22 protein-coding genes and 1 pseudogene are annotated in these 23,987 nt (G+C 72.3%); 10 read left to right on the top strand and 13 right to left on the bottom strand.

The window, feature by feature from the left end; all coding sequences use genetic code 11:
• Window positions 1-1,050, bottom strand: a complete 1,050-nt coding sequence (locus ACLF5H_RS22340) for a VTT domain-containing protein (protein ID WP_421677797.1) — start codon at window positions 1,048-1,050, stop codon at window positions 1-3.
• A gap of 134 nt (window positions 1,051-1,184) precedes the next feature.
• Here ACLF5H_RS22340 and ACLF5H_RS22335 point away from each other — a divergent pair.
• Window positions 1,185-1,532, top strand: a pseudogene (locus ACLF5H_RS22335) (YbjQ family protein); the annotation flags it as partial.
• Window positions 1,533-1,708: 176 nt separating this feature from the next.
• Here ACLF5H_RS22335 and ACLF5H_RS22330 read toward each other — a convergent pair.
• Window positions 1,709-2,470, bottom strand: coding sequence for a MerR family transcriptional regulator (locus ACLF5H_RS22330; RefSeq protein WP_421677796.1), 762 nt, complete (start codon window positions 2,468-2,470; stop codon window positions 1,709-1,711).
• 178 nt (window positions 2,471-2,648) lie between these two features.
• Here ACLF5H_RS22330 and ACLF5H_RS22325 point away from each other — a divergent pair, with 178 nt between their 5' ends.
• A complete protein-coding gene (locus ACLF5H_RS22325; protein ID WP_421677795.1) occupies window positions 2,649-4,055 on the top strand; it encodes a glutamate decarboxylase in 1,407 nt (468 codons plus the stop codon).
• A gap of 81 nt (window positions 4,056-4,136) precedes the next feature.
• Here ACLF5H_RS22325 and ACLF5H_RS22320 read toward each other — a convergent pair whose 3' ends face one another.
• From ACLF5H_RS22320 to ACLF5H_RS22310, 3 genes are all read right to left on the bottom strand, one after another.
• Complete coding sequence (locus ACLF5H_RS22320) at window positions 4,137-4,679, bottom strand: DinB family protein (RefSeq protein ID WP_421677794.1); 543 nt, start codon at window positions 4,677-4,679, stop codon at window positions 4,137-4,139.
• A 130-nt stretch (window positions 4,680-4,809) separates the two neighbouring features.
• Window positions 4,810-6,270 (bottom strand): aldehyde dehydrogenase family protein, encoded by a 1,461-nt coding sequence (locus tag ACLF5H_RS22315; RefSeq protein ID WP_421677793.1) that lies wholly within the window; start codon window positions 6,268-6,270, stop codon window positions 4,810-4,812.
• A 75-nt stretch (window positions 6,271-6,345) separates the two neighbouring features.
• A complete protein-coding gene (locus ACLF5H_RS22310; protein ID WP_421677840.1) occupies window positions 6,346-7,170 on the bottom strand; it encodes a helix-turn-helix domain-containing protein in 825 nt (274 codons plus the stop codon).
• Between the two features lie 344 nt (window positions 7,171-7,514).
• Between ACLF5H_RS22310 and ACLF5H_RS22305 the strand changes: the two genes are divergently transcribed.
• Complete coding sequence (locus ACLF5H_RS22305) at window positions 7,515-8,012, top strand: ATP-binding protein (RefSeq protein WP_421677792.1); 498 nt, start codon at window positions 7,515-7,517, stop codon at window positions 8,010-8,012.
• Between the two features lie 68 nt (window positions 8,013-8,080).
• Here the strand turns inward: ACLF5H_RS22305 and ACLF5H_RS22300 are convergent, their stop codons facing one another.
• Window positions 8,081-8,350 carry a DUF397 domain-containing protein gene (locus tag ACLF5H_RS22300; RefSeq protein WP_159703682.1) on the bottom strand — a complete coding sequence of 90 codons (270 nt, stop codon included), beginning with the start codon at window positions 8,348-8,350 and terminating at the stop codon, window positions 8,081-8,083.
• A 450-nt stretch (window positions 8,351-8,800) separates the two neighbouring features.
• Between ACLF5H_RS22300 and ACLF5H_RS22295 the strand changes: the two genes are divergently transcribed.
• Both ACLF5H_RS22295 and ACLF5H_RS22290 read left to right on the top strand, forming a co-directional pair.
• Window positions 8,801-9,310, top strand: a complete 510-nt coding sequence (locus tag ACLF5H_RS22295) for a hypothetical protein (RefSeq protein ID WP_421677791.1) — start codon at window positions 8,801-8,803, stop codon at window positions 9,308-9,310.
• A gap of 127 nt (window positions 9,311-9,437) precedes the next feature.
• Window positions 9,438-9,956: a DUF4232 domain-containing protein gene (locus ACLF5H_RS22290; RefSeq protein ID WP_421677790.1), complete on the top strand. Its 519-nt coding sequence runs from the start codon at window positions 9,438-9,440 to the stop codon at window positions 9,954-9,956.
• Window positions 9,957-9,982: 26 nt separating this feature from the next.
• On the opposite strand, the gene ACLF5H_RS22285 is transcribed toward ACLF5H_RS22290, so the two are convergent.
• On the bottom strand, window positions 9,983-11,092 hold the full coding sequence (locus tag ACLF5H_RS22285; RefSeq protein ID WP_421677789.1) for a DUF2786 domain-containing protein: 1,110 nt from the start codon (window positions 11,090-11,092) through the stop codon (window positions 9,983-9,985).
• Window positions 11,093-11,226: 134 nt separating this feature from the next.
• Here ACLF5H_RS22285 and ACLF5H_RS22280 point away from each other — a divergent pair, with 134 nt between their 5' ends.
• A complete protein-coding gene (locus ACLF5H_RS22280) occupies window positions 11,227-11,970 on the top strand; it encodes a Clp protease N-terminal domain-containing protein (RefSeq protein ID WP_421677788.1) in 744 nt (247 codons plus the stop codon).
• A gap of 48 nt (window positions 11,971-12,018) precedes the next feature.
• A complete protein-coding gene (locus ACLF5H_RS22275; protein ID WP_421677787.1) occupies window positions 12,019-13,725 on the top strand; it encodes a bifunctional 3'-5' exonuclease/DNA polymerase in 1,707 nt (568 codons plus the stop codon).
• A gap of 59 nt (window positions 13,726-13,784) precedes the next feature.
• On the opposite strand, the gene ACLF5H_RS22270 is transcribed toward ACLF5H_RS22275, so the two are convergent.
• The 3 genes from ACLF5H_RS22270 to ACLF5H_RS22260 all read right to left on the bottom strand — a co-directional run bounded on the left by ACLF5H_RS22270 (window position 13,785) and on the right by ACLF5H_RS22260 (window position 19,392).
• Window positions 13,785-17,057: a BTAD domain-containing putative transcriptional regulator gene (locus ACLF5H_RS22270; RefSeq protein WP_421677786.1), complete on the bottom strand. Its 3,273-nt coding sequence runs from the start codon at window positions 17,055-17,057 to the stop codon at window positions 13,785-13,787.
• 452 nt (window positions 17,058-17,509) lie between these two features.
• Window positions 17,510-18,403: a glycosyltransferase family 2 protein gene (locus ACLF5H_RS22265; protein WP_421677785.1), complete on the bottom strand. Its 894-nt coding sequence runs from the start codon at window positions 18,401-18,403 to the stop codon at window positions 17,510-17,512.
• Between the two features lie 248 nt (window positions 18,404-18,651).
• Window positions 18,652-19,392 carry an alpha/beta fold hydrolase gene (locus ACLF5H_RS22260; protein ID WP_421677784.1) on the bottom strand — a complete coding sequence of 247 codons (741 nt, stop codon included), beginning with the start codon at window positions 19,390-19,392 and terminating at the stop codon, window positions 18,652-18,654.
• Between the two features lie 95 nt (window positions 19,393-19,487).
• Between ACLF5H_RS22260 and ACLF5H_RS22255 the strand changes: the two genes are divergently transcribed.
• Genes ACLF5H_RS22255 through ACLF5H_RS22245 form a run of 3 tightly spaced genes read left to right on the top strand, consistent with a single transcriptional unit; the run spans window position 19,488 to window position 21,108 of the window.
• Entirely contained in the window at window positions 19,488-20,480 is a 993-nt protein-coding gene (locus tag ACLF5H_RS22255) for a helix-turn-helix transcriptional regulator (protein WP_421677783.1), read from the top strand.
• A complete protein-coding gene (locus ACLF5H_RS22250; protein WP_421677782.1) occupies window positions 20,477-20,794 on the top strand; it encodes a WYL domain-containing protein in 318 nt (105 codons plus the stop codon). Before ACLF5H_RS22255 ends, ACLF5H_RS22250 begins: the two co-directional genes overlap by 4 nt.
• Window positions 20,791-21,108 (top strand): WYL domain-containing protein, encoded by a 318-nt coding sequence (locus ACLF5H_RS22245; protein WP_421677781.1) that lies wholly within the window; start codon window positions 20,791-20,793, stop codon window positions 21,106-21,108. Before ACLF5H_RS22250 ends, ACLF5H_RS22245 begins: the two co-directional genes overlap by 4 nt.
• A 109-nt stretch (window positions 21,109-21,217) precedes the next feature.
• On the opposite strand, the gene ACLF5H_RS22240 is transcribed toward ACLF5H_RS22245, so the two are convergent.
• From ACLF5H_RS22240 to ACLF5H_RS22230, 3 genes are all read right to left on the bottom strand, one after another.
• The gene (locus tag ACLF5H_RS22240; RefSeq protein WP_421677780.1) at window positions 21,218-22,387 is read right to left on the bottom strand and encodes a cellulose-binding domain-containing protein; all 1,170 of its coding nucleotides are present in this window, start codon (window positions 22,385-22,387) and stop codon (window positions 21,218-21,220) included.
• A 198-nt stretch (window positions 22,388-22,585) separates the two neighbouring features.
• Complete coding sequence (locus ACLF5H_RS22235) at window positions 22,586-23,074, bottom strand: methylated-DNA--[protein]-cysteine S-methyltransferase (protein ID WP_421677779.1); 489 nt, start codon at window positions 23,072-23,074, stop codon at window positions 22,586-22,588.
• Between the two features lie 12 nt (window positions 23,075-23,086).
• On the bottom strand, window positions 23,087-23,987 hold a 901-nt coding region (locus ACLF5H_RS22230), incomplete at its 5' end, for a DNA-3-methyladenine glycosylase family protein (protein ID WP_421677778.1).

The raw sequence follows: 23,987 nt of genomic DNA, 5'->3' as shown, positions 1-23,987 counted from the left end.
TCACTGCTCCCGGTAGTCGTACGGGTACTGGCCCTGGTTCTGGTTCTGGCCCTGCTGCTGCGGGTACTGCCGGGGGTCGTAGTACGGCTGCTGGTGCTGGGGCTGGTTCCAGTCCTGCTGCTGGGGCTGCTGGTACGGGGGCTGCTGAGGCTGCTGGTACTGCGGCTGCTGGTACTGGGGCTGGGGCTGGGGCTGGTTGCCGTAACCCTGGCCGCCGTAGCCCTCCTGACCGCCGTAGCCCTCCTGGTGGCCGTAGCCCTGGTCGTGTCCCTGGTCGCCGTACTGCCGCTGCCCGCCGTACGGCTGCTGCGGCGCGTGGCGCTCGTCCGGCTCGATGCGGCGCAGCCGGGTCGTGGCGTCGTCCATGACCGGCGGCTGCGGGAACCGCGGCGCCTCGGCGGCGGGCCGGGGCTGCTCCGCGGGGGCCTTCTTGCTCTTGGCGCGGGCCCTGAGGTACTCGATCGCGATCGGCACCACCGAGACGAGGACGATCAGGATCAGGATCGCCTCGATGTTGTCCTTGACGAAGCCGATGTTGCCGAGCCAGGAGCCGAGCAGGGTGACACCCGCGCCCCACAGGGTGCCGCCGATGACGTTGAAGATCAGGAAGGAGCGGTAGCGCATCCCGCTCACGCCCGCGATGATCGGCGTGAAGGTGCGCACCACCGGCACGAAGCGGGCCAGGATCAGCGACTTGGGGCCGTACTTCTCGAAGAACTCGTGCGCCTTGACGACGTTCTCCTGTTTGAACAGGCGCGAGTCGGGCCGGTTGAACAGGGACGGGCCGACCTTCTTGCCGAACATGTAGCCCGCCTGGTCGCCCAGGATCGCGGCGACGCAGATCAGGGCGATCGCGCCCCACAGCGGGAAGCCCAGCTGGTGCGAGGTGATCAGCAGACCGCAGGTGAACAGCAGCGAGTCGCCGGGCAGGAAGAAGCCGATGAGCAGGCCGGACTCGGCGAAGACTATGAGCAGCAGACCCCAGATGCTGTACGTGTCGAGCAGATAGTTGGGATCGAGCCAGCTCGGGCCTAGGGCGAGTGTCATCACGGGTCCGGGCTCCTGAAGGGGGGAGAAGGGGCGGCTACGGTGACCGAGTAGGGCCGCACAAAGCTATCAACGTGACGTGACCGCCCCGGGTTCCCCCGATGACGCCCGGGACGACGGGAAGAAAGCGGTGATCCATGGGACTCGACGACTTCGGCGGCGGTCAGGGACCCCAGCCGGACGTACTGGTCGTGACGACGAACGACGTGCCGGGCCACCGGGTGGAGCAGGTGATCGGCGAGGTCTTCGGGCTCACCGTCCGCTCCCGGCATCTGGGCAGCCAGATCGGCGCCGGGCTGAAGTCGATGATCGGCGGCGAGCTGAAGGGGCTCACCAAGACGCTGGTGCAGACCCGCAACCAGGCCATGGAGCGCCTGGTGGAGCAGGCACGCGCGCGGGGCGCCAACGGGGTGCTCGCGTTCCGGTTCGACGTGACGGAGGCGGCGGACGTGGGCACCGAGGTCTGCGCGTACGGCACGGCGGTGGGGGGGGGGGGGGGGGGGGGGGGGGGGGGGGGGGGGGGGGGGGGGGGGGGGGGGGGGGGGGGGGGGGGGGGGGGGGGGGGGGGGGGGGGGGGGGGGGGGGGGGGGGGGGGGGGGGGGGGGTGGTCCTGGCCCGGGAGTGACCCGGGCCAGGACCGGTTTGAGGGCGCGGCGGCCGCTCAGGAGGCTCCCCGGTCGGCGTTCGCCAGGATCGCGTCGTGCAGGTGTGCGGCGAGCCCGGGGTGCATCGCGTCGTAGAACGCCTTGAAGCGCTCGTCGGCAACATACATCTCGGCGAGACAGCGGTGCATCGGGTACGGGCAGTCGTAGAACCACCGGCCGATGTGCCGCCGGTGCTCCTCGGCCATGGCCCTGGCGGCCTCCCCGGTCGCGGGCTCACCGGCGGCCACCAGGCGGGCGTAGCGCTCGCTCCAGTCGTCCACCTCGGCCTGGAGCCGCTTCCAGTCCTCCTTGCCGTACGTGGCGGCACGGCGCTGGGACTCGGCCCACTGCGCCGTGCCGCCCCAGCGGGCCTCCGCCTCCTCCGCGTACTGCTCGGGATCCTTGTCCCCGAACACCTCGAACCGCTCCTCGGGTTTCAGATCGATGCCCATCCTGCGTGCCTCCATGGCGTGTTCCACGGCCTCGGCCATCCGGCGCAGCTTCTCGATCCGGGCGGTCAGCAGGGCATGCCGGCGGCGCAGATGCGCGCGCGGGTCCGCGTCCGGATCGTCGAGCAGCACCGCGACCTCGTCGAGCGGAAAGCCGAGCTCCCGGTAGAACAGGATCCGCTGGAGCCGGTCGAGGTCGGCGTCGGTGTAGCGGCGGTGACCCGCGTGGGTGCGCCCGCCGGGCACCAGGAGGCCGATCTCGTCGTAGTGGTGCAGGGTGCGCACCGTGACACCGGCGAACCCCGCGACCTGTCCCACGGAGTAGCCCAACTGACCGCTCCCTTCCGTTCGTCGGTCGGTACGACGGCCAGCCTGCGGCCTCACGTGACGTGAGGTGCAAGTCCGCGGCGTCCCTGATGCCGGGGCACGGGGATCAGGGTAGGCGTCCGGGTCATTCCGGATGTCGGGGTGGTGCGGCCTTGCATAAGGTGGCGGCGAGGAGGCAGCCATGGCCCTGCACAAAGGTCCGCAGAAGCATCAGGAGCGGGTGTTGTCCGTCAACCCGTTCTTCGGGGAGGCGAACCCGGTCGGCGGTATGACCGAGGCCCCGCCCACCCACCGGCTTCCGGACGCCCCGATGCCGCCCACGACCGCGTATCAGCTGGTGCACGACGAGCTGATGCTGGACGGCAATTCCCGGCTGAACCTGGCCACGTTCGTCAGCACCTGGATGGAGCCCCAGGCCGGCGTGCTGATGGCGGAGTGCCGGGACAAGAACATGATCGACAAGGACGAGTATCCGCGCACCGCCGAGCTGGAGCGGCGCTGCGTGGCGATGCTCGCGGATCTGTGGAACGCGCCGGATCCGGCGGCCGCGGTGGGCTGTTCGACCACGGGGTCCAGCGAGGCGTGCATGCTGGCCGGGATGGCCCTGAAGCGGCGCTGGGCACAGCGCAACGCCGACCGGTACCCGGGCGCGCGGCCGAACCTGGTGATGGGGATCAACGTCCAGGTGTGCTGGGAGAAGTTCTGCAACTTCTGGGAGGTGGAGGCGCGACTGATCCCCATGGACGGCGACCGCTACCACCTGGACCCGCGGGCGGCGGCCGAGCTGTGCGACGAGAACACCATCGGTGTCGTCGGCATCCTCGGCTCGACCTTCGACGGTTCCTACGAGCCGATCGCCGAGCTGTGCGCGGCCCTGGACGCCCTTCAGGAGCGCACCGGCCTGGACATCCCGGTGCATGTGGACGGAGCCTCCGGCGCGATGGTGGCGCCCTTCCTGGACGAAGACCTGGTGTGGGACTTCCGGCTGCCGCGGGTGGCCTCCATCAACACCTCGGGGCACAAGTACGGGCTGGTGTACCCGGGTGTCGGCTGGGCCCTGTGGCGGGACTCGGAGGCGCTGCCCGAGGAGCTGGTCTTCCGGGTGAACTACCTGGGCGGCGACATGCCGACCTTCGCCCTCAACTTCTCCCGTCCCGGCGCGCAGGTCGTCGCGCAGTACTACAACTTCCTGCGCCTGGGCCGCGAGGGCTACCGCGCGGTCCAGCAGTCCACCCGTGACGTGGCCCGTTCCCTCGCCGACCGCATCGAGGGCCTCGGCGACTTCCGGCTGCTGACCCGGGGCGACGAACTCCCGGTGTTCGCGCTGACCACGGCCGACCATGTCACGTCGTACGACGTCTTCGACGTCTCCCGCCGGATGCGCGAGAGCGGCTGGCTGGTCCCGGCGTACACCTTCCCGGCCAACCGGGAGGACCTCTCCGTCCTGCGCATCGTCTGCCGCAACGGCTTCTCGCACGATCTGGCCGACCTCTTCCTGGACGACCTGACCCGCCTCCTGCCGGAACTGCGCCGCCAGCCGCATCCGCTGAACCGGGACAAGGGGGCGGCGACGAGCTTCCACCATTAGGACGGCGACAGGCGGGAGACCGCCGGGGCGCGGTGGCCGCCGCCCCGGCCTCCCGGTCGGCGGCGGCTCGGCGGGCTCCGGTCAGCCCCGCGCCCGCTCCAGGGCCACCAGCTCGAACGCGGTCTTCCCGTCGAGGGACTCGCGGACGATGTCGGCGTGCCCGGCATGGCGGGCGGTCTCCCGGATCAGATGGAGGCAGAACCAGCGCAGGGAGACCCGGCCCTCCGGCGGGAACCAGGGGTCCGGCGGGAGCGGGAAGCTGTCGTCCAGGCTCGGGGCGGAGCGGATGAACTCCTCCGTGTCGGCGGCGACCTGCTCCCAGTGGGCGAGCTGCGAGGCCACCGTCTCCTCGCCGACCAGCTCGAAGCTCTCGTGCCAGTTGGACTGGTCGCGCCGCACCGGCGGCGCCTCCTGCCTGGCCCGGGCGAGCCACATCTGCTCGACCTCGGCGACATGCTTGAGCAGCCCACCCAGGGACAGCTCGCCCGCGCTCGGCCGGGTGCGGGCCTGCTCCTCGGTCAGCCCGAGCAGCGACCGGCGGATCCCGCCGCGCTGCTCCTCGATGAACGCCAGCAGCGCTCCCCGCTCGTCGCCCCGCACCTCCGCGGACACATGCGTGACCATGACCCGGCCGCCTTTCCTCGGTTCGCCGTGGCGTTCGCCCCGACACCGGGAAAGCTACGGGCCCTCTAGGTCAGATCCTGTCCTAGCGGGCCCGCAAGGTGATCGGGGTGATCGAGGAGATCGGCGGCGATCAGAACGGGAAGCCGCTGCGCCCGTGCTGGACGGAGATCCACTTGACCGTGGTGAACGCCTCCAGGGTCGTCTCGCCGTTGAGCCGGCCGACACCGGAGTGCTTCTCGCCGCCGAAGGGCACGATCGGCTCGTCGTGCACGGTGCCGTCGTTCACATGGAACATGCCGGTGTCGACCCGCTTGGCGAAGGAGACGCCCCGCTCGATGTTCCCGGTGTGCACGGCGCCGCTGAGGCCGTACGGCGTGTCGTTGACGATCCGCACCGCCTCCTCCTCGCCGTCGAAGGGCACCAGGAAGACGACCGGTCCGAACACCTCCTGCTGGAGCAGCAGGGAGTCGGCGGGGACACCGGTGAGCACCGAGGGCTCGACCATGTTGTTGGTCGTACCGCCGTGCACCAGCGCCGTCGCGCCCTCCGCGAGCGCCTGCTCGACCACACCGGAAACGGCGTTCGCCTGCGCGGAGTTGATCACCGGTCCGATGACGGTCTCCGGGTCGCGCGGGTCGCCCACCTTGAGGGTGCGCACCTTGGCGACGAACTTCTCGGTGAACTCGTCCGCGACCGAGCGGTCCACCAGGACCCGGTTGGCGGCCATGCAGACCTGCCCCTGGTGCACGAACCGGCTGAAGACCGCCGCGTCCACCGCGTAGTCGAGGTCCGCGTCGTCCAGCACCACCAGGGCGCTGTTGCCGCCCAGTTCGAGCACCGAGCGCTTGAAGTTCGCGGCGCAGACCGTGGCCACGTGCCGGCCCACCTGGTCGGAGCCGGTGAAGGAGATGACCTTCGGGACGGGGTGCTCGATGAAGGCGTCGCCGATCTCGGCGATGTCGGTGACGACGACGTTCAGCAGCCCGCCGGGCAGCCCCGCCTCCTCGAAGAGCCTGGCGATCAGGGTGCCGCCCGCGATCGGGGTGTTCTGGTGCGGCTTGAGCACCACGCCGTTGCCGAGCGCGAGCGCCGGGGCCACGGACTTCAGCGACAGCAGGAAGGGGAAGTTGAAGGGGCTGATCACGCCCACGACGCCGACCGGGACCCGGTAGACGCGGTTCTCCTTGCCCTCACCCGGGGAGGGCAGGATCCTGCCCTCGGGGCGCAGCGCCAGGTGCACGGCCTCGCGCAGGAACTCCTTGGCGAGGTGCAGCTCGAAGCCGGCCTTCACCCGGGTGCCGCCGAGCTCCGCGATGATCAGGTCGGCTATCTCCTGCTCGCGGTCCTCGATCAGTCGAAGCACCCGCTCGAACACCGAGCGCCGGGTGTACGGGTTGGTGTCCGCCCATGCCTTCTGGGCACGCTCGGCGGCCCGGTAGGCCTGGTCGACCTCGTCGACGGTGGCCACGGTGATCGAGGCCAGCTTCTCGTCGTCGTACGGGTTGAAATCGATGACGTCCCAGGAACCGCTGCCCGGTCGCCATTCGCCGTCGATGTACTGCTGGGCCAGGTCGCTGAAATAGGACGACATGTGATCCCTCAATCACTTGCGGAGCCGGAACCCGGCCACGGTCTGAGTCTGATCACGCGTCATCCTACTTGCGGGTCAGGAGAGTTGGAGTAGTCCTCTCAGAAGATCCCGGCTCTCGTCCGGACCCGGGCTGTCCTGCTGCAACTCCTTGAGCGCCTGCTCGTACTGGGCCACGTCCTCGCGCTTGTCGAGGTACAGGGCACTGGTCAACTGCTCCAGATAGACGACGTCGGAGAGGTCGGACTCGGGGAAGCTGAGGATGGTGAAGGCGCCGCTCTCGCCGGAGTGCCCGCCGAAGCTGAACGGCATGACCTGGAGGCGCACATTGGGGCGCTCGGAGATGTCGATGAGGTGCTGGAGCTGGCCGCGCATCACCTCGCGGTCGCCGTAGGGGCGGCGCAGGGCGGCCTCGTCCAGGACGATGTGGAACTCGGGTGCGTTGTCGGAGAACAGGTGCTTCTGGCGCTCCAGGCGCAGCGCGACCCGCCGTTCGACGTCGTCGACGCTCGCGCCCTTCATGCCGCGCCGGACCACCGCGCGGGCGTACTCCTCGGTCTGGAGCAGACCGTGCACGAACTGCACCTCGTAGGCGCGGAGCAGGGTGGCGGCGCCCTCCAGGCCCACATAGGTGGGGAACCAGTTGGGCAGGACGTCGCTGTAACTGTGCCACCAGCCCGCCACGTTGGCCTCGCGGGCGAGGGACAGCAGCGACTGGCGCTCCGCCTCGTCCGTGATGCCGTACAGCGTCAGCAGGTCCTCGACGTCCCTCGTCTTGAAGCTCACCCGGCCCAGCTCCATCCGGCTGATCTTCGACTCGGACGCTCGGATGGAATACCCCGCCGCCTCGCGCGTGATTCCCCGAGCTTCACGCAGTCGCCTGAGTTGCGAGCCGAGCAGCATCCGCCGCACCACCGATCCGGGCTCTCCCGCGCTCACGTTCGCCAGCCTCCCCAACCGTCTTCAGGGGCCGAAGTCTGCCACTAAAACGCTTCGCGCAGTACTCGTACGGTTACGGAAACGGAGAGCGCGGGGCCGTTTCCGGCAGGCGGGGCGGGGAGAAGGTCGGGACCACTGGCGGGAACCGTCATGGAGATGGCAGAAAAAATGGCCAAGAAGTGGTACGGGCCTGTCCATTTCGGTCGCGTGCACGTGCATCTGCCCTTGCATCTGCTCTTCCCATCCGAAAGCATGGTCCCGCGCCACCGCTGCATCGCAACGACCGCGAATTCCCGGGAGTGCCTCGCATGGGGACGAATGGATCGACCATGCTCAAGCCGTTACGGCAGGGCCTTCCGCCGTTGGACCCCGCGGCCGTGTCCAGCGCCGCGTCCTGTGCTCTGCCGGCGCGGTACGAAGCGGTGCGCGAGGCTCGGCGGTTCACCCGGGACACCCTTGAGCAGTGGGGTGTGGGCGAGCGCTTCGACGATGTCTGCCTGGTCGTCTCCGAACTCGTCACCAATGCGCTGCGGCATGCGCTGCCGGGTGAGTACGGATGTACGGAGGAGCATGTCTCCCTGGTACGGCTGCACTTGATGCGGTGGGCCGAGCGGCTGGTCTGCGCGGTGCGGGACCCCAGTCATGAGTCGCCGGTGCCGCAGGACTCCGACGACTTCTCGGCGGAGTCCGGACGAGGGCTCTTCCTGGTCGACTCCTTCGCGGACGGCTGGGGCTGGCATCCGCTGGCCGGTCCGCTGGAGGGGAAGGTCGTCTGGGCGATGTTCCACGTGGAACACCCGGCCTGACCGTCTACGCGCGTCGCTGACGTCCCCTTTTCCTCGCCCGCACACAGGCATGCCGTGTGCGGGCGGGTTCAGCTCGCGATCAGGTGGTCGAACTCGCCGTCCTTGATGCCCAGCAGCATCGCTTCTATCTCGGCCCGCGTGTAAACCAGCGCGGGGCCGTCCGGGAAGCGGGAGTTGCGAACGGCGACCTCGCCGCCCGGCAGGCGCGCGAACTCCACGCACGAACCCTGTGAGTTGCTGTGCCTGCTCTTCTGCCAGGCCACTCCGTCCAGCTGCGTGGCAGCCATGCCGTTGTACACGTCGTACCCCCCGAACACGCCGTCAACGTCGCGGTCCACAGGTCGCTCCCCGGTGTGCACTGGCTGGTGAGGCCATAGATGCGGTGGTCAACTGACCTGGATCATAACCCCCGCCTCACGTGCAACTGCACGAGCAGATGCACGTGCACGGCGAGTGTTCTCACAGTTACAGCCTTGACGCGCGCTTTACCTGACGATGTGCGACCGTATGCCGCCGTTTTCACCGAAGCCGTCTCAGCGCCTGCCCTGGAGGGGGCGATACATACCCGCCCCGCTTCCCTCCGACCATGATCATCCATGGCGCGGGACGGGCCGGTTCACCGGGATCGGATTCCTCGTGCACAAGGAAGAGACGCATTCCGGGCCCTTACTGTTCCCTGCCCGGTAAGGAAGTCCTGGCGCACGGAAGTTCCCGGCGGGCTCTGCTGATAGCTTGCTGCGGGCCGTCCGGCCGAGGGCGGCGGACGCCTACAGCTTGGGGAGCCTGACGTGACTTCGGCGACTGCTTCGACCGGTACACGGGTGCGGATCGCGGCCCTGGCCGCGGGACTGGTGGGCGCGCTGGCGCTGACGGCGTGCGGCGGCGGTGGCGGCGGCGACCACTCCTCCACGGACCCGTCGAACACGGCGAGCGCCTCCCCCGCGCCGTCCTCGTCCGCCGACGGCTCCGGGGTGAGCGGCGCCTCCGGCAAGCTCCAGGGCAGCTGGCTGGCCACCAGCGGCGGCACCATCGTGGCCCTGGTGATCAACGGCAGGCAGGCGGGGATCTTCGCGACCGGCGGCACGGTGTGCAGCGGCACCGCGGGCACCGAGTCCGGCATGCAGATGATCCATCTGACCTGCGCCAAGGGCGGCAAGGACCGCACCACCGGGATGGTCGACTCGGTCGACGGCACCTCCATGAAGGTCACCTGGTCGGGCAAGGCGGGCCAGGAGACGTTCACCAAGGCGGAGGGCGGCAAGCTGCCATCGGGCCTGCCGACCGCCGCCGCGCAGTGAGGCTGCCTTCCGGTACGGAAAACACGGGAAGCACCTGAAGCGGTGATTTACGAGGGGCGCGCGAACGGGGTCGCCGTCCAGGCGCGATGATGCAGGAGCACCGTCACGACCTCGATGGGACCTGCTCATGCGCGCCTTTCCGCTCACCGTCACCGCCGTTGCCGCCGCCCTGCTGCTGACCGCCTGCGGTGGCGGGGGCAACAGCGGCAGCGGCGGCAAGAACAGCTCGGCCTGCCAGATCGGCGGGGTGTCCCTCCAGGTCGGAGCGGCGAGCGTGGCACCGGCGGCGGGCGACACCGGCGAGGTGCCGGTCAGCATCACCAACCAGAGCAAGACCTGCACGCTGGAGAACTTCCCCGGCGTCACCCTGAACAAGTCCGGCACAAGCGCGAAGCTGTCCGCCCAGAAGGGTGCGAAGGCACAGACGCTGAAGCTCGCCAAGGGCGACGCCGCGGCCTTCACCATCAGCTATGTGCGCGGCAAGGACGGCGACGCCACCAGCCTCGCGGCCACCGAGCTGAAGATCACCCTGCCCGGCGGGGACGCGGTGCAGAGCTTCCCCTGGAAGTACGGCCCGATCGCCGGCCAGGGCGCCGCGACCAAGCCGAACGCCTCCGTCAGCACCTTCCAGCAGGCCGGCGACTGAGCCTTCGGGGGCGTGCGGGCCGCGTCTCACTCCAGCCGCGGCCGCGCCCTGACCTGGGCGCGGTCGGCGGCGGCAGCGCCCTCCGTCCAGCCGGCCTCGTCGCTCACCCCGCGCAGCCGGGTGGTCGTGGTCTGCGGGAACATCCGCTCCATGCGACCGGTGACCGCTATCTCGCGGGTGGCCAGCACCGGCAGCAGATCCTGGGTGACCTGGCTCTCGGCGGCGGCCGCGAGCCGGGCGCCGACCCGGTGGGCGTAGGCGGCGAGGAAGGACTGCCGGAAGGTCTTGGTGCGCTTGCGTCCGGCCGCCCGCTGGCCCGCCTCGGCCCTGGTCATGGCGTGCGTGGCCTGCACCAGCAGGGAGGTGTAGAGCAGTTCGACCGCTTCCAGATCGCCCTCGAAGCCGACGACGGTGGAGAAGCAGAGCGGTTCGTTCCACACCGCGCGGCAGTGGTTGGCGGTGGCCACGGCGTCCAGCAGGACGGCCTTGGCCTGTTCGTACGGCGGTTCGACGCCTATCCGGCAGGCCCCGGGCGCGTCCGGCGCGGGCGCGGCGGCGGCCAGCAGCGCCTCATCGACGCTGTGCCGGGCCATCAGCTCCTGCGCCTTGGCGGTCAGCGCCTCGGCCTCCTCCGGGTAGCCGGTCGCCTCGGCCTTGGCGAGCAGCGCGCGGATGCGGCCGAGGAGCCGGGAGGCGGCGGGGCCGTGGGTGCGGCGGGTCTCCTCCTCCAGGGGTTCGAGGGAGGGCAGGCGCAGCAGCAGGCGGTACAGCTCCAGGACGGTGGTGGCATGGGAGAAGCGGTCGGCTCCGGAGACGGGGTCCGCGGGCAGCTCGTCGAGCTGGGCGGTCCAGCGGCGCCCGCGCGGCCGGTCCGCGCCGGACTGCGCCCGGATCAGGGCCGCGGCCAGCCGCACGTGCGGCTGCTCCAGCTCGCGCCGCACGAGTCGTACGACATCGGCGGGCGCCCAGCCGCGCCGCCACGCGGTCGCCACGAACTCCTCGCCGCGCCGCGTGAGTTCGGGGTCCGCGGCGGGGTCGGCGGCGAGCAGGGAGGCGCCGGTGTCGAGGCCGGTGTCGGTGTCGTCGTAGAGCGCGGCCCGAAAGGCCCGCTCGACCGTGCTGGCAGAACTGGTCACAGCGCCGATCGTGCCATGCCCCGCCGACAGCGCGCCGAACACCGTCCACAGCCTGTGGATAATTCCGCGCCGCCGGGATTCCACACTGTCAACCACCGGTTGACATCACCAGGGGTGCAACCTACGGTTGACACATGGCGACCAACCCGAAGATCACGGCATCCGTGCGCCTCGACGACCTCATCGAGGCCATCAAGAAGGTTCATCCCGAACCCCTCGACCAGCTGCAGGACGCGGTGATCGCGGCCGATCACCTCGGCGATGTGGCGGACCATCTGATCGGGCACTTCGTGGACCAGGCCCGCCGCTCGGGCGCGTCCTGGACCGAGATCGGCAAGAGCATGGGCGTGACCCGGCAGGCGGCGCAGAAGCGGTTCGTGCCGAAGGAGTCCGCCGACCTCGACCCCAGCCAGGGCTTCAACCGCTACACCCCCCGCGCGCGGAACGTGGTCATGGCCGCGCACAGCGAGGCGGTGGCCGCCCGCAACCCCGAGGGCCGCCCCGAACACCTCGTCCTCGGGCTGCTGTCCGAGCCGGAAGGCATCGCGGCGAAGGCGATCACCGCGCAGGACGTTTCGCCGGACGCCGTGCGCCGAGCCGCGACGGCCGCGCTGCCGCCCGCCGCCGAGGAGGTCCCCGACCTCGTCCCCTACGGCCCCGAGGCCAAGAAGGTCCTGGAACTCACCTTCCGCGAGGCGCTGCGGCTCGGGCACAACTACATCGGCACCGAACACATCCTGCTGGCCCTGCTGGAGCACGAGAACGGCACGGGCGTCCTCAGCGGGCTCGGCGTCACCAAGGCCGCGGCCGAGGAGTACGTGGACAGGGTCCTCGCACTGCTTCTGGAGAAGCACTCAAAGACTCCCGACGAGGACTGAAACCGCAGGTCACGGCGATTGTCAGTGGGGCCTGCCACACTCGCAGTCATGGCCGACCGGTGGGCACTCGCTCCGGCCGAGGACGGTGGCGTGGACGTCGCCCCCCTCGGCCCGGACGGGCTGCCCGCCGGACCGGTGCGGCGGGAGAGCGATCCCGCCGGGGCGGTGCGGAGCCGCCCGGAGGTGACGCGCTGGGTGTGGCGGTCGACCGCCGACGTCTATCCGCGCCTGCTCGCCACGGGGGTGCGAGTGGAGCGGTGCTACGACATCGAGGTCGCCGAGACCCTGCTGCTGGGCCACGAGGGGCGGTACGGCGAACCACGCTCGGCCGCCGCCGCCCTGGCCCGCCTCCGGGGCGGCCCCGTGCCGGCCGATCCACCGCAGCGGGCGGCCGAACCGGGCGCCCAGCCCTCGCTGTTCGAGTCCACCGGCGCCGCGCTGCCGCTGGCCGACCTGCTCGCGGTCTACGCCGACCAGCTGCGGCGGCACGAGAAGGCGGACGATCCGGGCCGGATGCGGCTGCTGACGGCCGCCGAGTCCGCCGGGACCCTGGTGGCCGCCGAGATGAACCGGTCCGGGCTGCCCTGGAGCGCCGAGGTGCACCGCGGGCTGCTGCGCGATCTGCTCGGGGAGCGGTATGCGGGCGGGGGCGAGCCGCGCCGCCTCGCGGAGCTGGCGGACGAGGTCTCCGCCGCGTTCGGGCGCCGGGTGCGGCCCGATCTGCCGGCCGATGTGATCAGGGCGTTCGCACAGTCCGGGATCAAGGTGCGGTCCACCCGCCGCTGGGAGCTCCAGTCCCTCGACCATCCGGCCGTCGCACCGCTCCTGGAATACAAGAAGCTGTACCGCATCTGGGTGGCCCACGGCTGGTCCTGGCTCCAGGACTGGGTGCGTGAGGGCCGCTTCCGCCCGGAGTTCCAGGCCGGTGGCACGGTCACCGGGCGCTGGGTGACCCATGGCGGGGGTGCCCTGCAGATCCCCAAGGTGATCCGGCGGGCCGTGGTCGCCGACCCCGGCTGGCGGCTGGTGGTGGCCGACGCCGACCAGATGGAGCCGCGGGTGCTGGCCGCGATCTCCCGTGACCCCGGTCTGATGGAGGTCGCGGGCCGGGCGAGCGACCTCTATCAGGCGGTGTCCGAGCGGGCCTTCTCCGGCGACCGCGACCAGGCCAAGATGGCCGTGCTCGGCGCGGTCTACGGACAGACCTCCGGCGACGGACTGAAGAACCTCGCCGCGCTGCGCCGCCGCTTCCCGAAGGCCGTCGCCTATGTCGACGACGCGGCGCGGGCGGGTGAGGAGGGCCGGCTGGTGCGGACCTGGCTGGGCCGCACCTGCCCACCGGCCGCGGGCGCCGACGGGGACACGGCGGAGGAGGCGGGCATCCCCATCGGGCCCGGGGAGGACGAGGGGGAGACACCGGCCGACGGCCAGACGACCTGGGTCCCGGGCTACGCCTCCACCAACTCCCGGGCGCGGGGCCGCTTCACGCGCAACTTCGTCGTCCAGGGCAGCGCCGCCGACTGGGCCCTGCTGCTGCTCGCCGCCCTGCGCCGGTCCTGCGCCGGGCTGCGGGCCGAACTGGTCTTCTTCCAGCACGACGAGGTGATCGTGCACTGCCCCGCCGAAGAGGCCGACACCGTGGTGGCCGCCATCCACGAGGCATCCGCCCTCGCCGGGCGCCTGACCTTCGGCGAGACACCGGTGCGGTTTCCGTTCACGACGGCGGTGGTGGAGTGTTATGCCGACGCGAAATAGAAGGAGCAGGAGAAGCAGGGGAGCGCGGGTGCGGGTGCCGGCGGGCCGGGCGCCGTTGTTCACTCGGCCAGCAGTTCTCGCAGTTCGGTCAGTACGGATTGTTCGTCCGTGCCGGTCAGGGCGGTGAGGGCGGTGTGCCAGGCGGTGCGGGCCTCCGGGTGGCGGCCCTGGGCCCACAGCAGGAGGCCGTGCTGGTGGCGGGCCAGGCCGCCCGTGTAGCGGTCGGCGCGGGCGTCGGCGCGGCGCAGCAGTTCGCCGCACTCGATGTACGCCCGCTCCCCCTCCCCCAGCTCCCGCAGCGCGCGGACCAGGCCGAGCCGGGTCTGGGACTCGCCGTGCCAGTCGCCGTGTCCGCCGAGGATGCTGAGGCTCTGCTCGAAGTGCCGTGCGGCGGCGGCCGGTTCACCGAGAGCGAGATGGGCGTAGCCGATGTTGCAGTGCCCGGAGTGGCGCACGATGACGGCGCCCACCGCCTCCCCGATCGCCAGCGAGCGCCGGTGCTGCTCGATGGCGGCGCGCGGATCGGTGTGCTCGTAGAGATTGCCGAGATGGCTGTGGGTGACGGCCTCGCCGACGGGGTCGTTCAGCAGCCGCGCGTAGGACAGGCTCTCCCGCAGCGCCTCCTCGGACTCCGCGAACCGGCCGAGCCCCTCCAGCAGCAGCCCCCGGTTGTTCAGACAGCGCCGGATGCGGCTGGGCACCCCGAGCCGCCGCCAGCTCTCCAGACAGCGGTCGGTCAGGGCGAGCGCGTCGTTGTGCCGGCCGGTCAGGAAGTGCACGCCCGCGAGATCGCCGAGGGCGTACGCCCGCGCCTCCTCGTCGTCGAGCCGCCGTGCCGCCCCGAGCGCGGCCCGCCCGAGCGCCTCCATCTCCGCGACCCGGCCGCCGCGCTGCACATACGGGAAAAGCAGGCGGGTCAGCACCGAGAGATGGGCCAGTCTGCGCGGATCCTCCGCGTCGGCGTTGCGCGCCACCAGCGCGACCACGTTCTCCAGCTCCGTCTCGCCCCAGGCGAACGCCTGCCCGGCCGACTCGAAGGACGGCAGCCCGGCCACGTCGGCGGCGTGTTCCGGCGGCTGCGCGGGGGTCGGCCGCAGCCGGTCGTCCAGGTCGAGGCCGGGTTCCACGATGGCGACGAGCGCGCGCTCGGCCACGGCGGCGTACCAGCGCAGGGCGACGAGGTCGGGGTGCGCGTCGTCACGGGTAGGCGCGGGAGCCCGATCGGCCGGGGCGGGGGCGGCGGCCGTACGGAACGCGCCCTCTTCCTCGGCCAGTTCGCGGGCGAACTCGCGGACCAGGTCATGCGGGGTGTAGCGGCCGTAGGCCGTCTCCTCCAGCAGGGCCACGTCGACCAGGCGGTCCAGGGCGGCCTCGGCGCGGCGCGCGTCGATGCCGGTGAGGCGGGCGAGGAGCGGGGCGCCGTAGGTCGGCAGGTCGAGCGCGCCGACGCGGCGCAGCACGAGGGCCGCGTCCCGGTCGGCCTCGCGTTCGGCGGCGGCGAGGGCGTCATGGGCGACGGCGAGGGAACGCCGGACACTGAGGTCGTCGTACTCCAGCTGCCGCAACCTGCCTCCCGTGGACGCCAGTTGACCGGCCAGCGCGTCCGGGGTGAGGGCGCGCCGGGCCACGAGCCGGGCCGCGACCACGCGCAGCGCCAGCGGCAGTCCGCCGGTCAGCTCGACCAGGGCGTGCCCGGCGTCCAGTCCCGGACGGCCGCTCAGCGCGCGGAGCAGGGCCGCGCTCTCCTCGCCGGTCAGCGGGGTGAGCGGGAAGCGCCGGGCGCCGTCGAGGGTGGTCAGCGGGGAGCGGCTGGTGACGATCACCGCGCAGCCGGGGCCGGCCGGGAGCAGGGGCCGCACCTGGGCGGCGTCGGCCGCGTCGTCCAGGACCAGCAGGATGCGGGCGGGGGCGAGCAGGGAGCGGAGCAACGCGGCTGCCGCATCCGGGTGTTCGGGCACATCGCGGGGCTCGACCCCGAGGTCGCGGAGCAGGGTGGCGAGCGCCTGCGCCGGGGCGAGCGGGGGCATGCCGGGGGTGGCGCCGTGCAGGTTGACGTAGAGCTGACCGTCGGGGAAACGTTCCCGCAGCTCATGGGCCACCTGCAGGGCGAGCGCGCTCTTGCCGACGCCCGCCATGCCGGAGACCACGGCGACGGCCGGGCCCGGCGCGGGCGGTTCGGTCAGCGCGTGCCGCAGGGTGCGGTGGACGGAGGCGCGGCCGGTGAAATGGGCGGGTGCGGGCGGGAGTTGGGCGGGGGGTGGGGGATGCGGTGCGGGCGTGGCGCCGTCGTACTCGCCCTCGCGTCCGCCGCCGCGCCCGCCTCCACACTCGCCGCGGCCATCCTCGCGTTCGGTGCCGCGTTCGCCTTCGCGCTCGTCCGCACGCGAAACCACGGAAGTGACCGGCTCCGGACGGCCTTCCCGGGCGGGCGAGTGTTCCTCTCCGTCGCCCTCGCCCTCACCCTCGTCCTCGTACTCGCCCTCGTCCTCGCCTGCGCCCTCCGGGAGCCACGCGTCGCTCCCGTCGCTCCCGTCGCTCCCCCGCAGCACCTCGACATGGGCCTCGCGCATGGCGGGGCCGGGTTCGACGCCGAGTTCCTCGATCAGGCGGGCGCGCAGATCGCGGTGCACGGCGAGGGCCTCGGCCTGGCGGCCGGTGCGGTGCAGGGCGAGCATCAGCTGACGGTGGTACGCCTCGCGGAACGGATGCTCCGCGACAAGGGCCGACAGCTCGGGGACGAGCGCCGTCAACCGCGTGCCGCCGAGGGCGAGTTCGGCGTCGTACCGCCACTTCAGCAGGATCAGCCGCGCCTCCTCCAGGCGGGGCACCAGGCTGTGGCCGCCGAGGTCGGGCAGTCCGCTGAGCGGGGCGCCGCGCCACAGCGCGAGCGCGTTCGTGCAGGACCGTACGACGCCCGGCCAGTCCTGCCGGGCGTGCGCGGCGCGGGCGTCGGTGACCAGCGCATCGAACACGTCCACGTCCAGCTCGCCCCGCTCGACGCGGAGCAGATAGCCCGGCGGCACGGACCTGAGCCGTTCGGGATCGTCCAGGAGCCGGCGCAGCCGGGTGACCTGGTTGTGCAGGGACGCCTGCGCGGAGGCCGGCGGCGCCCCGCCCCACAGCGCGTCCTTCAGCGACTCGACCGACACGACCCGGCCGGGCTCCAGCAGCAGCGCGGCGAGGAGGGCACGCACCTTGGGGCTGCCGATGGCGCGGGCAGCGGTGTCGGGGGTGCCCTCGCCGGGAGCGGCGTGCGCCGCGTCGTACGACGGGCGGTCGTAGAGGACCAGCGGACCCAGCAGTCCGAACCGCAGCTCGCGCCGCCCTTTCACGCCGCTCCACTGCCTTCCCGTGCGGTCGGGGCCGACCGTGCTCCGCGGCGGGCGCGTGCCCGCCGTACTCCTGGCGGGAATCCATCCCCGCAGGCGACGATTTCCCGCCACCTTCCGCGGCCGGTCCCCTGCCGCCGTCCGCGGGGCGACCAACCCTGGTCAGCGGCCGTCCGGACGTCCGGCCGCCGGTCCGCTCACCGGCCTGCCGCCGCTGTCACCGGGCGAGTTCCGGTCATTCGACCTCTCTCGCACCGACGCTCCCTCGGCCACATGTTAGCGATCCGTTGGTGAGACTTGATGTGATCATTCCATCGGAACCGGCCCGACGGCGCGCGCGTCAGTCGCGTCACTCGGGGGAGTGTCGCCGCAGGTCGGATCCGGGGACGTGAGTGGTCCCGGTCGGCGGAGGTGAACGACCGGGACCCCGTCCCGCCTCCAGATGCCCCGCGTGCTCAGATCACGGGCGGGCGGCCCAGCCTGGTCAGCCGCCACACCGTCCGCCAGCGCATCGGACGGCGCTCTCCGGCCGGCTCCCGGACCCCCTCCATGAACCCGCCGAACCATGCCCTGAGCCCGGCCGCGGAACGGGTGCGGGCGAGGGTGAGCAGGGTCCACACCCCCAGGTGGAGCGGGATGAGCGGCAGCGGCAGCCGCCGCCGTACGAGCCAGACGCGGTTACGGGCGTTGACGCGGTAGTAGATGGCGTGCCGGGCCGGGGAGGTCTTGGGGTGCTGGAGCAGCAGTTCGGGGCAGTAGCGGATCTTCCAGCCGGCGTCGGCGGCGCGCCAGGCGAGGTCGGTCTCCTCGTGCGCGAAGAAGAACTCGGCCGGCCAGTCCCCGGTCTCGGCCAGCATGGCCGTGCGCAGGGCGTGGCCGCCGCCCAGGAACCCGGTGACATAGCCGCCGCGCAGCGGGTCGGAGCCGCCGATCCTGGGCACGTGCCGCTGCTGGGTCTCGCCGTGCTCGTCGGCGATGCGGAAGCCGACGATGCCGAGCCGCGGGTCGGCGGCGTACAGGTCCCGCACCCGGCGCAGCACATCGGCGTCGACGAGCAGCCCGTCGTCGTCCAGTTCCACGACGACGTCGATGTCCCCGAACTCGCGCAGCCGGGCGAGTGCGACGTTGCGGCCGCCCGGACAGCCCAGGTTCTCCGGCACGTCGACGGTGGTGACCTCGCCGGGCAGGGAGAGGCGGCGGGCGAACTCGGGGAGCCGGCAGCCGTTGCCGACGATCACGGTCCGGGCGGGGGCGAGGTCCTGCTTGGCCACGGACTCCAGCAGGGCGTCGACCTCGGCGGGCCGGTTGCCCATCGTCACCACGGCGACGGCGATCCTCGGCTCCACCACGTGCACACCCCATCCGGCAGCGGCGACGCGTGCCTGACCGCGCGCCGCCCATCGTTCACCAAGATGTCGCCCCGCCTCCGCCGGTTCGCCCTCCCCTAACCCCTTTACACCCTTTTTGCGGTGCTTTGCCGGTCGCGGGGGAATTTCGGTTGGGGACATGACCAAATGGCCTGTGGCCGGGGAGGAACCCGTGTGGTGGGGGTGAGCTTTCTCCGCCCCGTTCTGCCGCCCCGACGGCGGGGCGGCCCTCACGCGGCAAGCAACAACTCCGCCAGTTCCTTGGGGCGGGACAGCATCGGCCAGTGCCCGGTGGGCAGTTCGGTCAGGGTCCAGCTCGGGTCGGCCAGCATCGCGAAGGCCGGTGCTCCGGCCGCGACCATGGCCCGTACCTGCTCGGTTGTGAAGGTGGAGGCGATCAGGGTGCGCGGGGTGTCCGGGATCTCGGCGGGCCGCCGCGCGGGTTCCAGCACCAGCGCGGCGGGCTGCGCGGTCGCGCTCCGGCGCATCTGGGCCAGATCGGCCGCCGAGAGACCGGCCAGGGAGACCGGGTCGCGCCGCCGGTCGTCCTCGTCGAAGGGCCGGGCCGGCAGCGACCGGCCCTTCCCCTCCGTCTCGATCTGCCGCCGCTGCTCCGCCTGCACGTCGGGCGGCAGGAACTCGATCTGCGCCATGCCGTCCGGGAACGGCGCGGTGTCCACGTAGACGATCCGCCGCAGCCGCTCCGGCAGCCGGTCGGCGACCGCGGTGCCCGCGATCGTCGCGCCGCTGTGCAGCACGAGCACCACGTCGTCCGCGTCCCCGATCGCGTCGGTGATGTCGGCGACATGGGTGGAGACGCTCACGTCGGGGGTCGCCTCACCGGACCGCTCGCCCTGCCCCGTCAGGGACACCGTGCGCGCCTCGTGCCCGGCGGCGCGCAGCAGCCCGCCGACCTCCTCCCAGACCCAGGGTCCGAAGAAGAATCCGGGAACCAGCACATAGGTCGACATCTGCCTTCTCCTCGCTTCGCCACACCTGCTGACGCCCCGAAGGTAGACTCGTATCAGGACGAAATCGGTCCGGAAAGCCGTCGGGAAGAGGGGCTTTGCCGAACGAGCGACCCACGACCCGCGTCCTGGCGATGCTGGAGCTGTTGCAGGACCGGCCCGGCATCAGCGGCCCGGAGCTGGCGCGACGGCTCGGCGTGGGCGAGCGGACCGTGCGCCGTTACGCCGCCCATCTCACCGACCTCGGCATCCCGGTCTCCGCCGGACGCGGCCGGTACGGCGGCTACCGGCTGCCGCCCGCCTTCCGGCTCCCGCCGCTCGCGCTCACCGGCGCGGAAGCCGCCGCGGTCGTCCTCGGCCTGCTCTCGGGTCTCCCGCACGGCTTGCCCGACGGCAGCGCCGAGAGCGCCCTCGCCAAGATCAACCGGGTCCTGCCCAAGCCGCTCGCGGACCAAGTCGCCGCGCTGCGCGACACGTTCACGCGCACCCCGCCGCCCGACACGAGCGCCCCGCCCGGCCCCCGCATCGCCCTGGACCTGGCCGGCGCGGCCCGCGACCGGCGCCGGGTCCGCATCACCTACCGGTCCTGGCGGGGCGAGACCTCCACCCGCGACCTGGACCCCTACGGGCTGGTCCTGCACGGGGGCCGCTGGTACGTGACCGGGCTCGACTCGCGCCGCGCCGCGATCCGGGTGTTCCGGGTCGACCGCGTCCGTTCCCTGGAGGCCGCCGCCGATCCCCGGGCGACACCGCCACCGCCCGGGTACGACCCCGTCGCGCAGCTCACCGCGGCCCTCGGCGAGGTCGCCGGTCGGCACCGGGTCCGGGTGCTCCTGCACACCAGCCTGGAACAGGCCGCCCGCCGCATCCCACCGGCCGCGGCGACCCTCGTGCGGACCGCCGACGGAGTCCTGCTGGAGACACGCGCCGAGCGGCTCGACACCATGGCCGGCTATCTGGCGGGGCTCGGCTGCCCCCTCACCGTCCACCACCCGGCCGAACTCCGCGAGGCCCTCGACCGGTTGTCCCACAGCCTCGCGTCCAGCGCGACACGAACGGGCGAGACGAAGGGGCCCGACCACGAACGATGAGACGCGCCGCCGGGAGCCTCAGCGAGGTCGCCGGTCGGCACCGGGTCCGGGTGCTCCTGCACACCAGCCTGGAACAGGCCGCCCGCCGTATCCCACCGACCGCGGCGACCCTCGTGCGGACCGCCGACGGAGTCCTCCTGGAGACACGCGCCGAGCGGCTCGACACCATGGCCGGCTATCTGGCGGGGCTCGGCTGCCCCCTCACCGTCCACCACCCGGCCGAACTCCGCGAGGCCCTCGACCGGTTGTCCCACAGCCTCGCGTCCAGCGCGACACGAACGGACGAGACGAAGGGGCCCGACCACGAACGATGAGACGCGCCGCCGAGAGCCTCAGCGAGGTCGCCGGTCGGCACCGGGTCCGGGTGCTCCTGCACACCAGCCTGGAACAGGCAGCCCGCCGCATCCCACCGGCCGCGGCGACCCTCGTGCGGACCGCCGACGGAGTCCTGCTGGAGACACGCGCCGAGCGGCTCGACACCATGGCCGGCTATCTGGCGGGGCTCGGCTGCCCCCTCACCGTCCACCCCCCGGCCGAACTCCGCGAGGCCCTCGACCGGTTGTCCCACAGCCTCGCGTCCAGCGCGACACGAACGGACGAGACGAAGGGGCCCGACCACGAACGATGAGACGCGCCGCCGAGAGCCTCGTCCTCCTGGAGAGCCCTCAGCGGCCGGATCCCGTTCCGGTCGCCGCACGTTGCCGCACCGGTGGGTACGACGCCCGAGCCGCCGCCCCTCAGCAGCCGATCGGCGCGGACCCGACCGCGACGTCGTCGAACCACAGGGTGTCGTCACCACCGCCGTAGCTCTCCCAGCCGAGGCGCAGGCCGGTGGGGCGCGGTGCCGCGGTGCGGGACAGCCACTGCTGGTCGATGTCCGCGGTGGGGACACCGTCCTGGTGCAGACCGGGGACCTGCTGGTCGCCGAGCCAGGTGTCGAGGTGGCCGTTCGACGTGTCGACCATGAAACGCAGGCACTGCCAGCTGCCGGTGGGCAGCGGCTCGCTCTGCGCCACACCGGCCGGGCTCTGCGCGGGCAGGGTGGCGTCGTCGATCTCGCGGTTCCACTGAAGGGCGCCGTTCTGGCCGCCGATCCGCAGCGCCTTGCCGCCCTGGGAGCTGTCGGGCATGGAGACGAAGGCGACGTGCCCGGCGGGGAGGGCGGTGGTGTGCCGTACCCACATACGGATGTAGACGGGACCCACCGAGGAGAGGTCCGCCGTCGTGGCGACGAAGGCGTGGTTGCAGTACCCGGCCTTGCCGTCCACCCTGATCGACTTGCCGCCGCTGTGCGCGACGGAGGTGTCGACCGTGACGGTGCCGGTGCCCTGGCAGTCGGGCGCCGTGAACTGCCAGGCACCGGAGGGCGTGGACCCGCTCTGGTCCTCGAACCCGGTGCAGAGCACGGCGCTGCCGCAGCCACCGCTCGGCGGCGGGGTGGTCGGCGTCCCCGGATCGGTCGGCGCCGTGGTCCCGCCGCAGGACACCCCGTTCACCGCGAAGTCGCTCGGCGTGGGGTTCGCCGCCTGGTACGTCCCCTGAACCCCGAAGTCCGCGGAACTCCCCGTGGCCAGGGCGCCGTTCCACCCGGCGTCCGTGACGGTGACCGCCTTCCCGCTCTGGGAGGCGCTGGCGTTCCAGGCCGACGTCACCTTCTGATCACCGCCGTACGTCCAGGTCAGCCGCCAACTCGTGACGGCGGGGCCGAGGTTGGTGACCTTGATCGCGGCGGTGTATCCACCGGACCACTGATCGACGGCGTAGTCGACCCGGCAACCGGAGTCTGCGGCGGCACTGCTGACCGGCGCCGCGACGAAGGCGGCCAGCAGCAGCCCGACGGCCGAGAAGCCCGCCAGCACCGCCACCACCCAGGGGCGATGCCGTAATCGCGGAACAAGAGTGCGCATGTCTACCTCCGAGCCAGTGGATGGGAGGGTGCCGTTCCCAACTATGGGAGCGCTCCCACACATGAGAGCGACTCCGACCGGAGGCTGTCAATGCGTCGGACGTACGAGGCTTGGGCCAAGGCGAGGGCGGCGGCCGGTGCCGCTCGGCGGACGCCCTCGCCCGGGTGGAGGCCGCCGGGGATGTTCCGGCGGGTTGAGTCAGAACAGGGCGGTGCCGCGTTCGAAGTCGAGCAGACGGCGTTTGCGGTCCAGACCGCCACCGTAGCCGGTGAGGCTGCCGTCGCTGCCCACGACGCGGTGGCAGGGCACGATGATGCCGATCGGGTTGCGGCCGTTGGCGAGACCGACCGCCCGGGAGGCACTCGGCTTGCCCAGGGCGTCGGCGAGTTGCCCGTAACTGCGGGTCTCGCCGTACGGAATGCGGAGCAGCTGGTCCCAGACGCTGCGCTGGAACGGGGTGCCGCGCAGGTTGAGTTCGAGGGTGAACTCGCGCAGCTCGCCCGCGTAGTACGCCTCCAGCTGTTCGCGTGCCGCGTCGAAGCAGGGCAGGCAGTCGTCGCGGGGGCCGAAGTCCTCCTGGGGCGGGCGGTGCCGCTGTGCGGTCATGTACAGGCCGCACAGCGCGCCGTCGGCGGCGACGAGGGTGAGCGGGCCGTAGGGGCCGTCGGTCTCGGTGTGGCAGATCATCGTGGAACTCACTTACACGGGAAGGAAGTTGATCGGGTGGCTGTCGGTCGCCCACAGATACTGCACCGCGTACGCCCGCCACGGCCGCCACGCCTCCGCCCGCGCGATCAGCGCCGCGGGCGTCGACGGCAGCCCCAGCTCGGCCGCCGCCCGGCGGATACCGAGGTCGGTGGGCAGGAAGGCGTCCGGGTCACCGAGGGCGCGCATGGCGATGACGTCGACCGTCCAGGGTCCGAAGCCGGGCAGCGCGAGGAGCCGGGCGCGGGCCTCGGCCCAGTCCGACTCCACCCCCAGGTGCAGGGTCTCGTCGGCGAGTTGACGCACCAGGGTGGTGAAGGTGGTGCGGCGGGTGCGGGGCATCGCCAGGGTCTCGGGATCGAGAGCGGCCAGTGCCCGGGGTGAGGGGAAGAGGTGGGTGAGGCCGCCCTCGGGGTCCTCCACGGGGGTGCCGTGCGCGGTGACCAGGCGGCCGGCGTGGGTGCGGGCGGCGGCCGTGGACACCTGCTGCCCCAGTACCGCCCGCATCGCGAACTCGGCCTCGTCCACCGTGCGCGGCACCCGGCGTCCCGGTGCCTTGTCGACCAGCGGGGCCAGCAGCGGGTCGGTGCGCAGGCGGTCGTCGACCGCGACCGGGTCGGCGTCCAGGTCCAGCATCCGGCGGCAGCGGCTGATCGCCACCGCCAGGTCCCGCAGGTCGCTGAGGGTGAGACGGCAGGCGATGTGGTCCGGGCGCGGGGCGAGGGCGGCGATCCCGTGCCCGTACGGCAGGCGCAGCGTGCGGCGGTAAGCGCCCTCGCGCCACTCCTCCACACCCGGCACGGCGGTCGCGGCGAGATGGCCGAAGAGGTTGTCCGGGTTGAGCGGGGCACGGAACGGCAGCCGCAGGGACAGCGTGCCCGGCGTGGTGTCCCCC

The sequence above is a fragment of the Streptomyces sp. LaBMicrA B280 genome, assembly GCF_049222185.1.
In the GTDB taxonomy this organism is placed as follows: domain Bacteria; phylum Actinomycetota; class Actinomycetes; order Streptomycetales; family Streptomycetaceae; genus Streptomyces; species Streptomyces murinus.
Note: the sequence above shows the minus strand (reverse complement) of the source record. Positions and strands in the feature narration are given on the sequence as shown.

What these genes read in the sequence shown, in the direction of transcription:
- ACLF5H_RS22325 (WP_421677795.1), top strand. Translation starts at nt 2,649, where the DNA reads ATGGCCCTGCACAAAGGTCCGCAGAAGCATCAGGAGCGGGTGTTGTCC.
- ACLF5H_RS22320 (WP_421677794.1), bottom strand. Translation starts at nt 4,679, where the DNA reads ATGGTCACGCATGTGTCCGCGGAGGTGCGGGGCGACGAGCGGGGAGCG.
- ACLF5H_RS22315 (WP_421677793.1), bottom strand. Translation starts at nt 6,270, where the DNA reads ATGTCGTCCTATTTCAGCGACCTGGCCCAGCAGTACATCGACGGCGAA.
- ACLF5H_RS22310 (WP_421677840.1), bottom strand. Translation starts at nt 7,170, where the DNA reads ATGCTGCTCGGCTCGCAACTCAGGCGACTGCGTGAAGCTCGGGGAATC.
- ACLF5H_RS22305 (WP_421677792.1), top strand. Translation starts at nt 7,515, where the DNA reads ATGGGGACGAATGGATCGACCATGCTCAAGCCGTTACGGCAGGGCCTT.
- ACLF5H_RS22290 (WP_421677790.1), top strand. Translation starts at nt 9,438, where the DNA reads ATGCGCGCCTTTCCGCTCACCGTCACCGCCGTTGCCGCCGCCCTGCTG.
- ACLF5H_RS22280 (WP_421677788.1), top strand. Translation starts at nt 11,227, where the DNA reads ATGGCGACCAACCCGAAGATCACGGCATCCGTGCGCCTCGACGACCTC.
- ACLF5H_RS22275 (WP_421677787.1), top strand. Translation starts at nt 12,019, where the DNA reads ATGGCCGACCGGTGGGCACTCGCTCCGGCCGAGGACGGTGGCGTGGAC.
- ACLF5H_RS22260 (WP_421677784.1), bottom strand. Translation starts at nt 19,392, where the DNA reads ATGTCGACCTATGTGCTGGTTCCCGGATTCTTCTTCGGACCCTGGGTC.
- ACLF5H_RS22250 (WP_421677782.1), top strand. Translation starts at nt 20,477, where the DNA reads ATGAGACGCGCCGCCGGGAGCCTCAGCGAGGTCGCCGGTCGGCACCGG.
- ACLF5H_RS22245 (WP_421677781.1), top strand. Translation starts at nt 20,791, where the DNA reads ATGAGACGCGCCGCCGAGAGCCTCAGCGAGGTCGCCGGTCGGCACCGG.
- ACLF5H_RS22240 (WP_421677780.1), bottom strand. Translation starts at nt 22,387, where the DNA reads ATGCGCACTCTTGTTCCGCGATTACGGCATCGCCCCTGGGTGGTGGCG.
- ACLF5H_RS22235 (WP_421677779.1), bottom strand. Translation starts at nt 23,074, where the DNA reads ATGATCTGCCACACCGAGACCGACGGCCCCTACGGCCCGCTCACCCTC.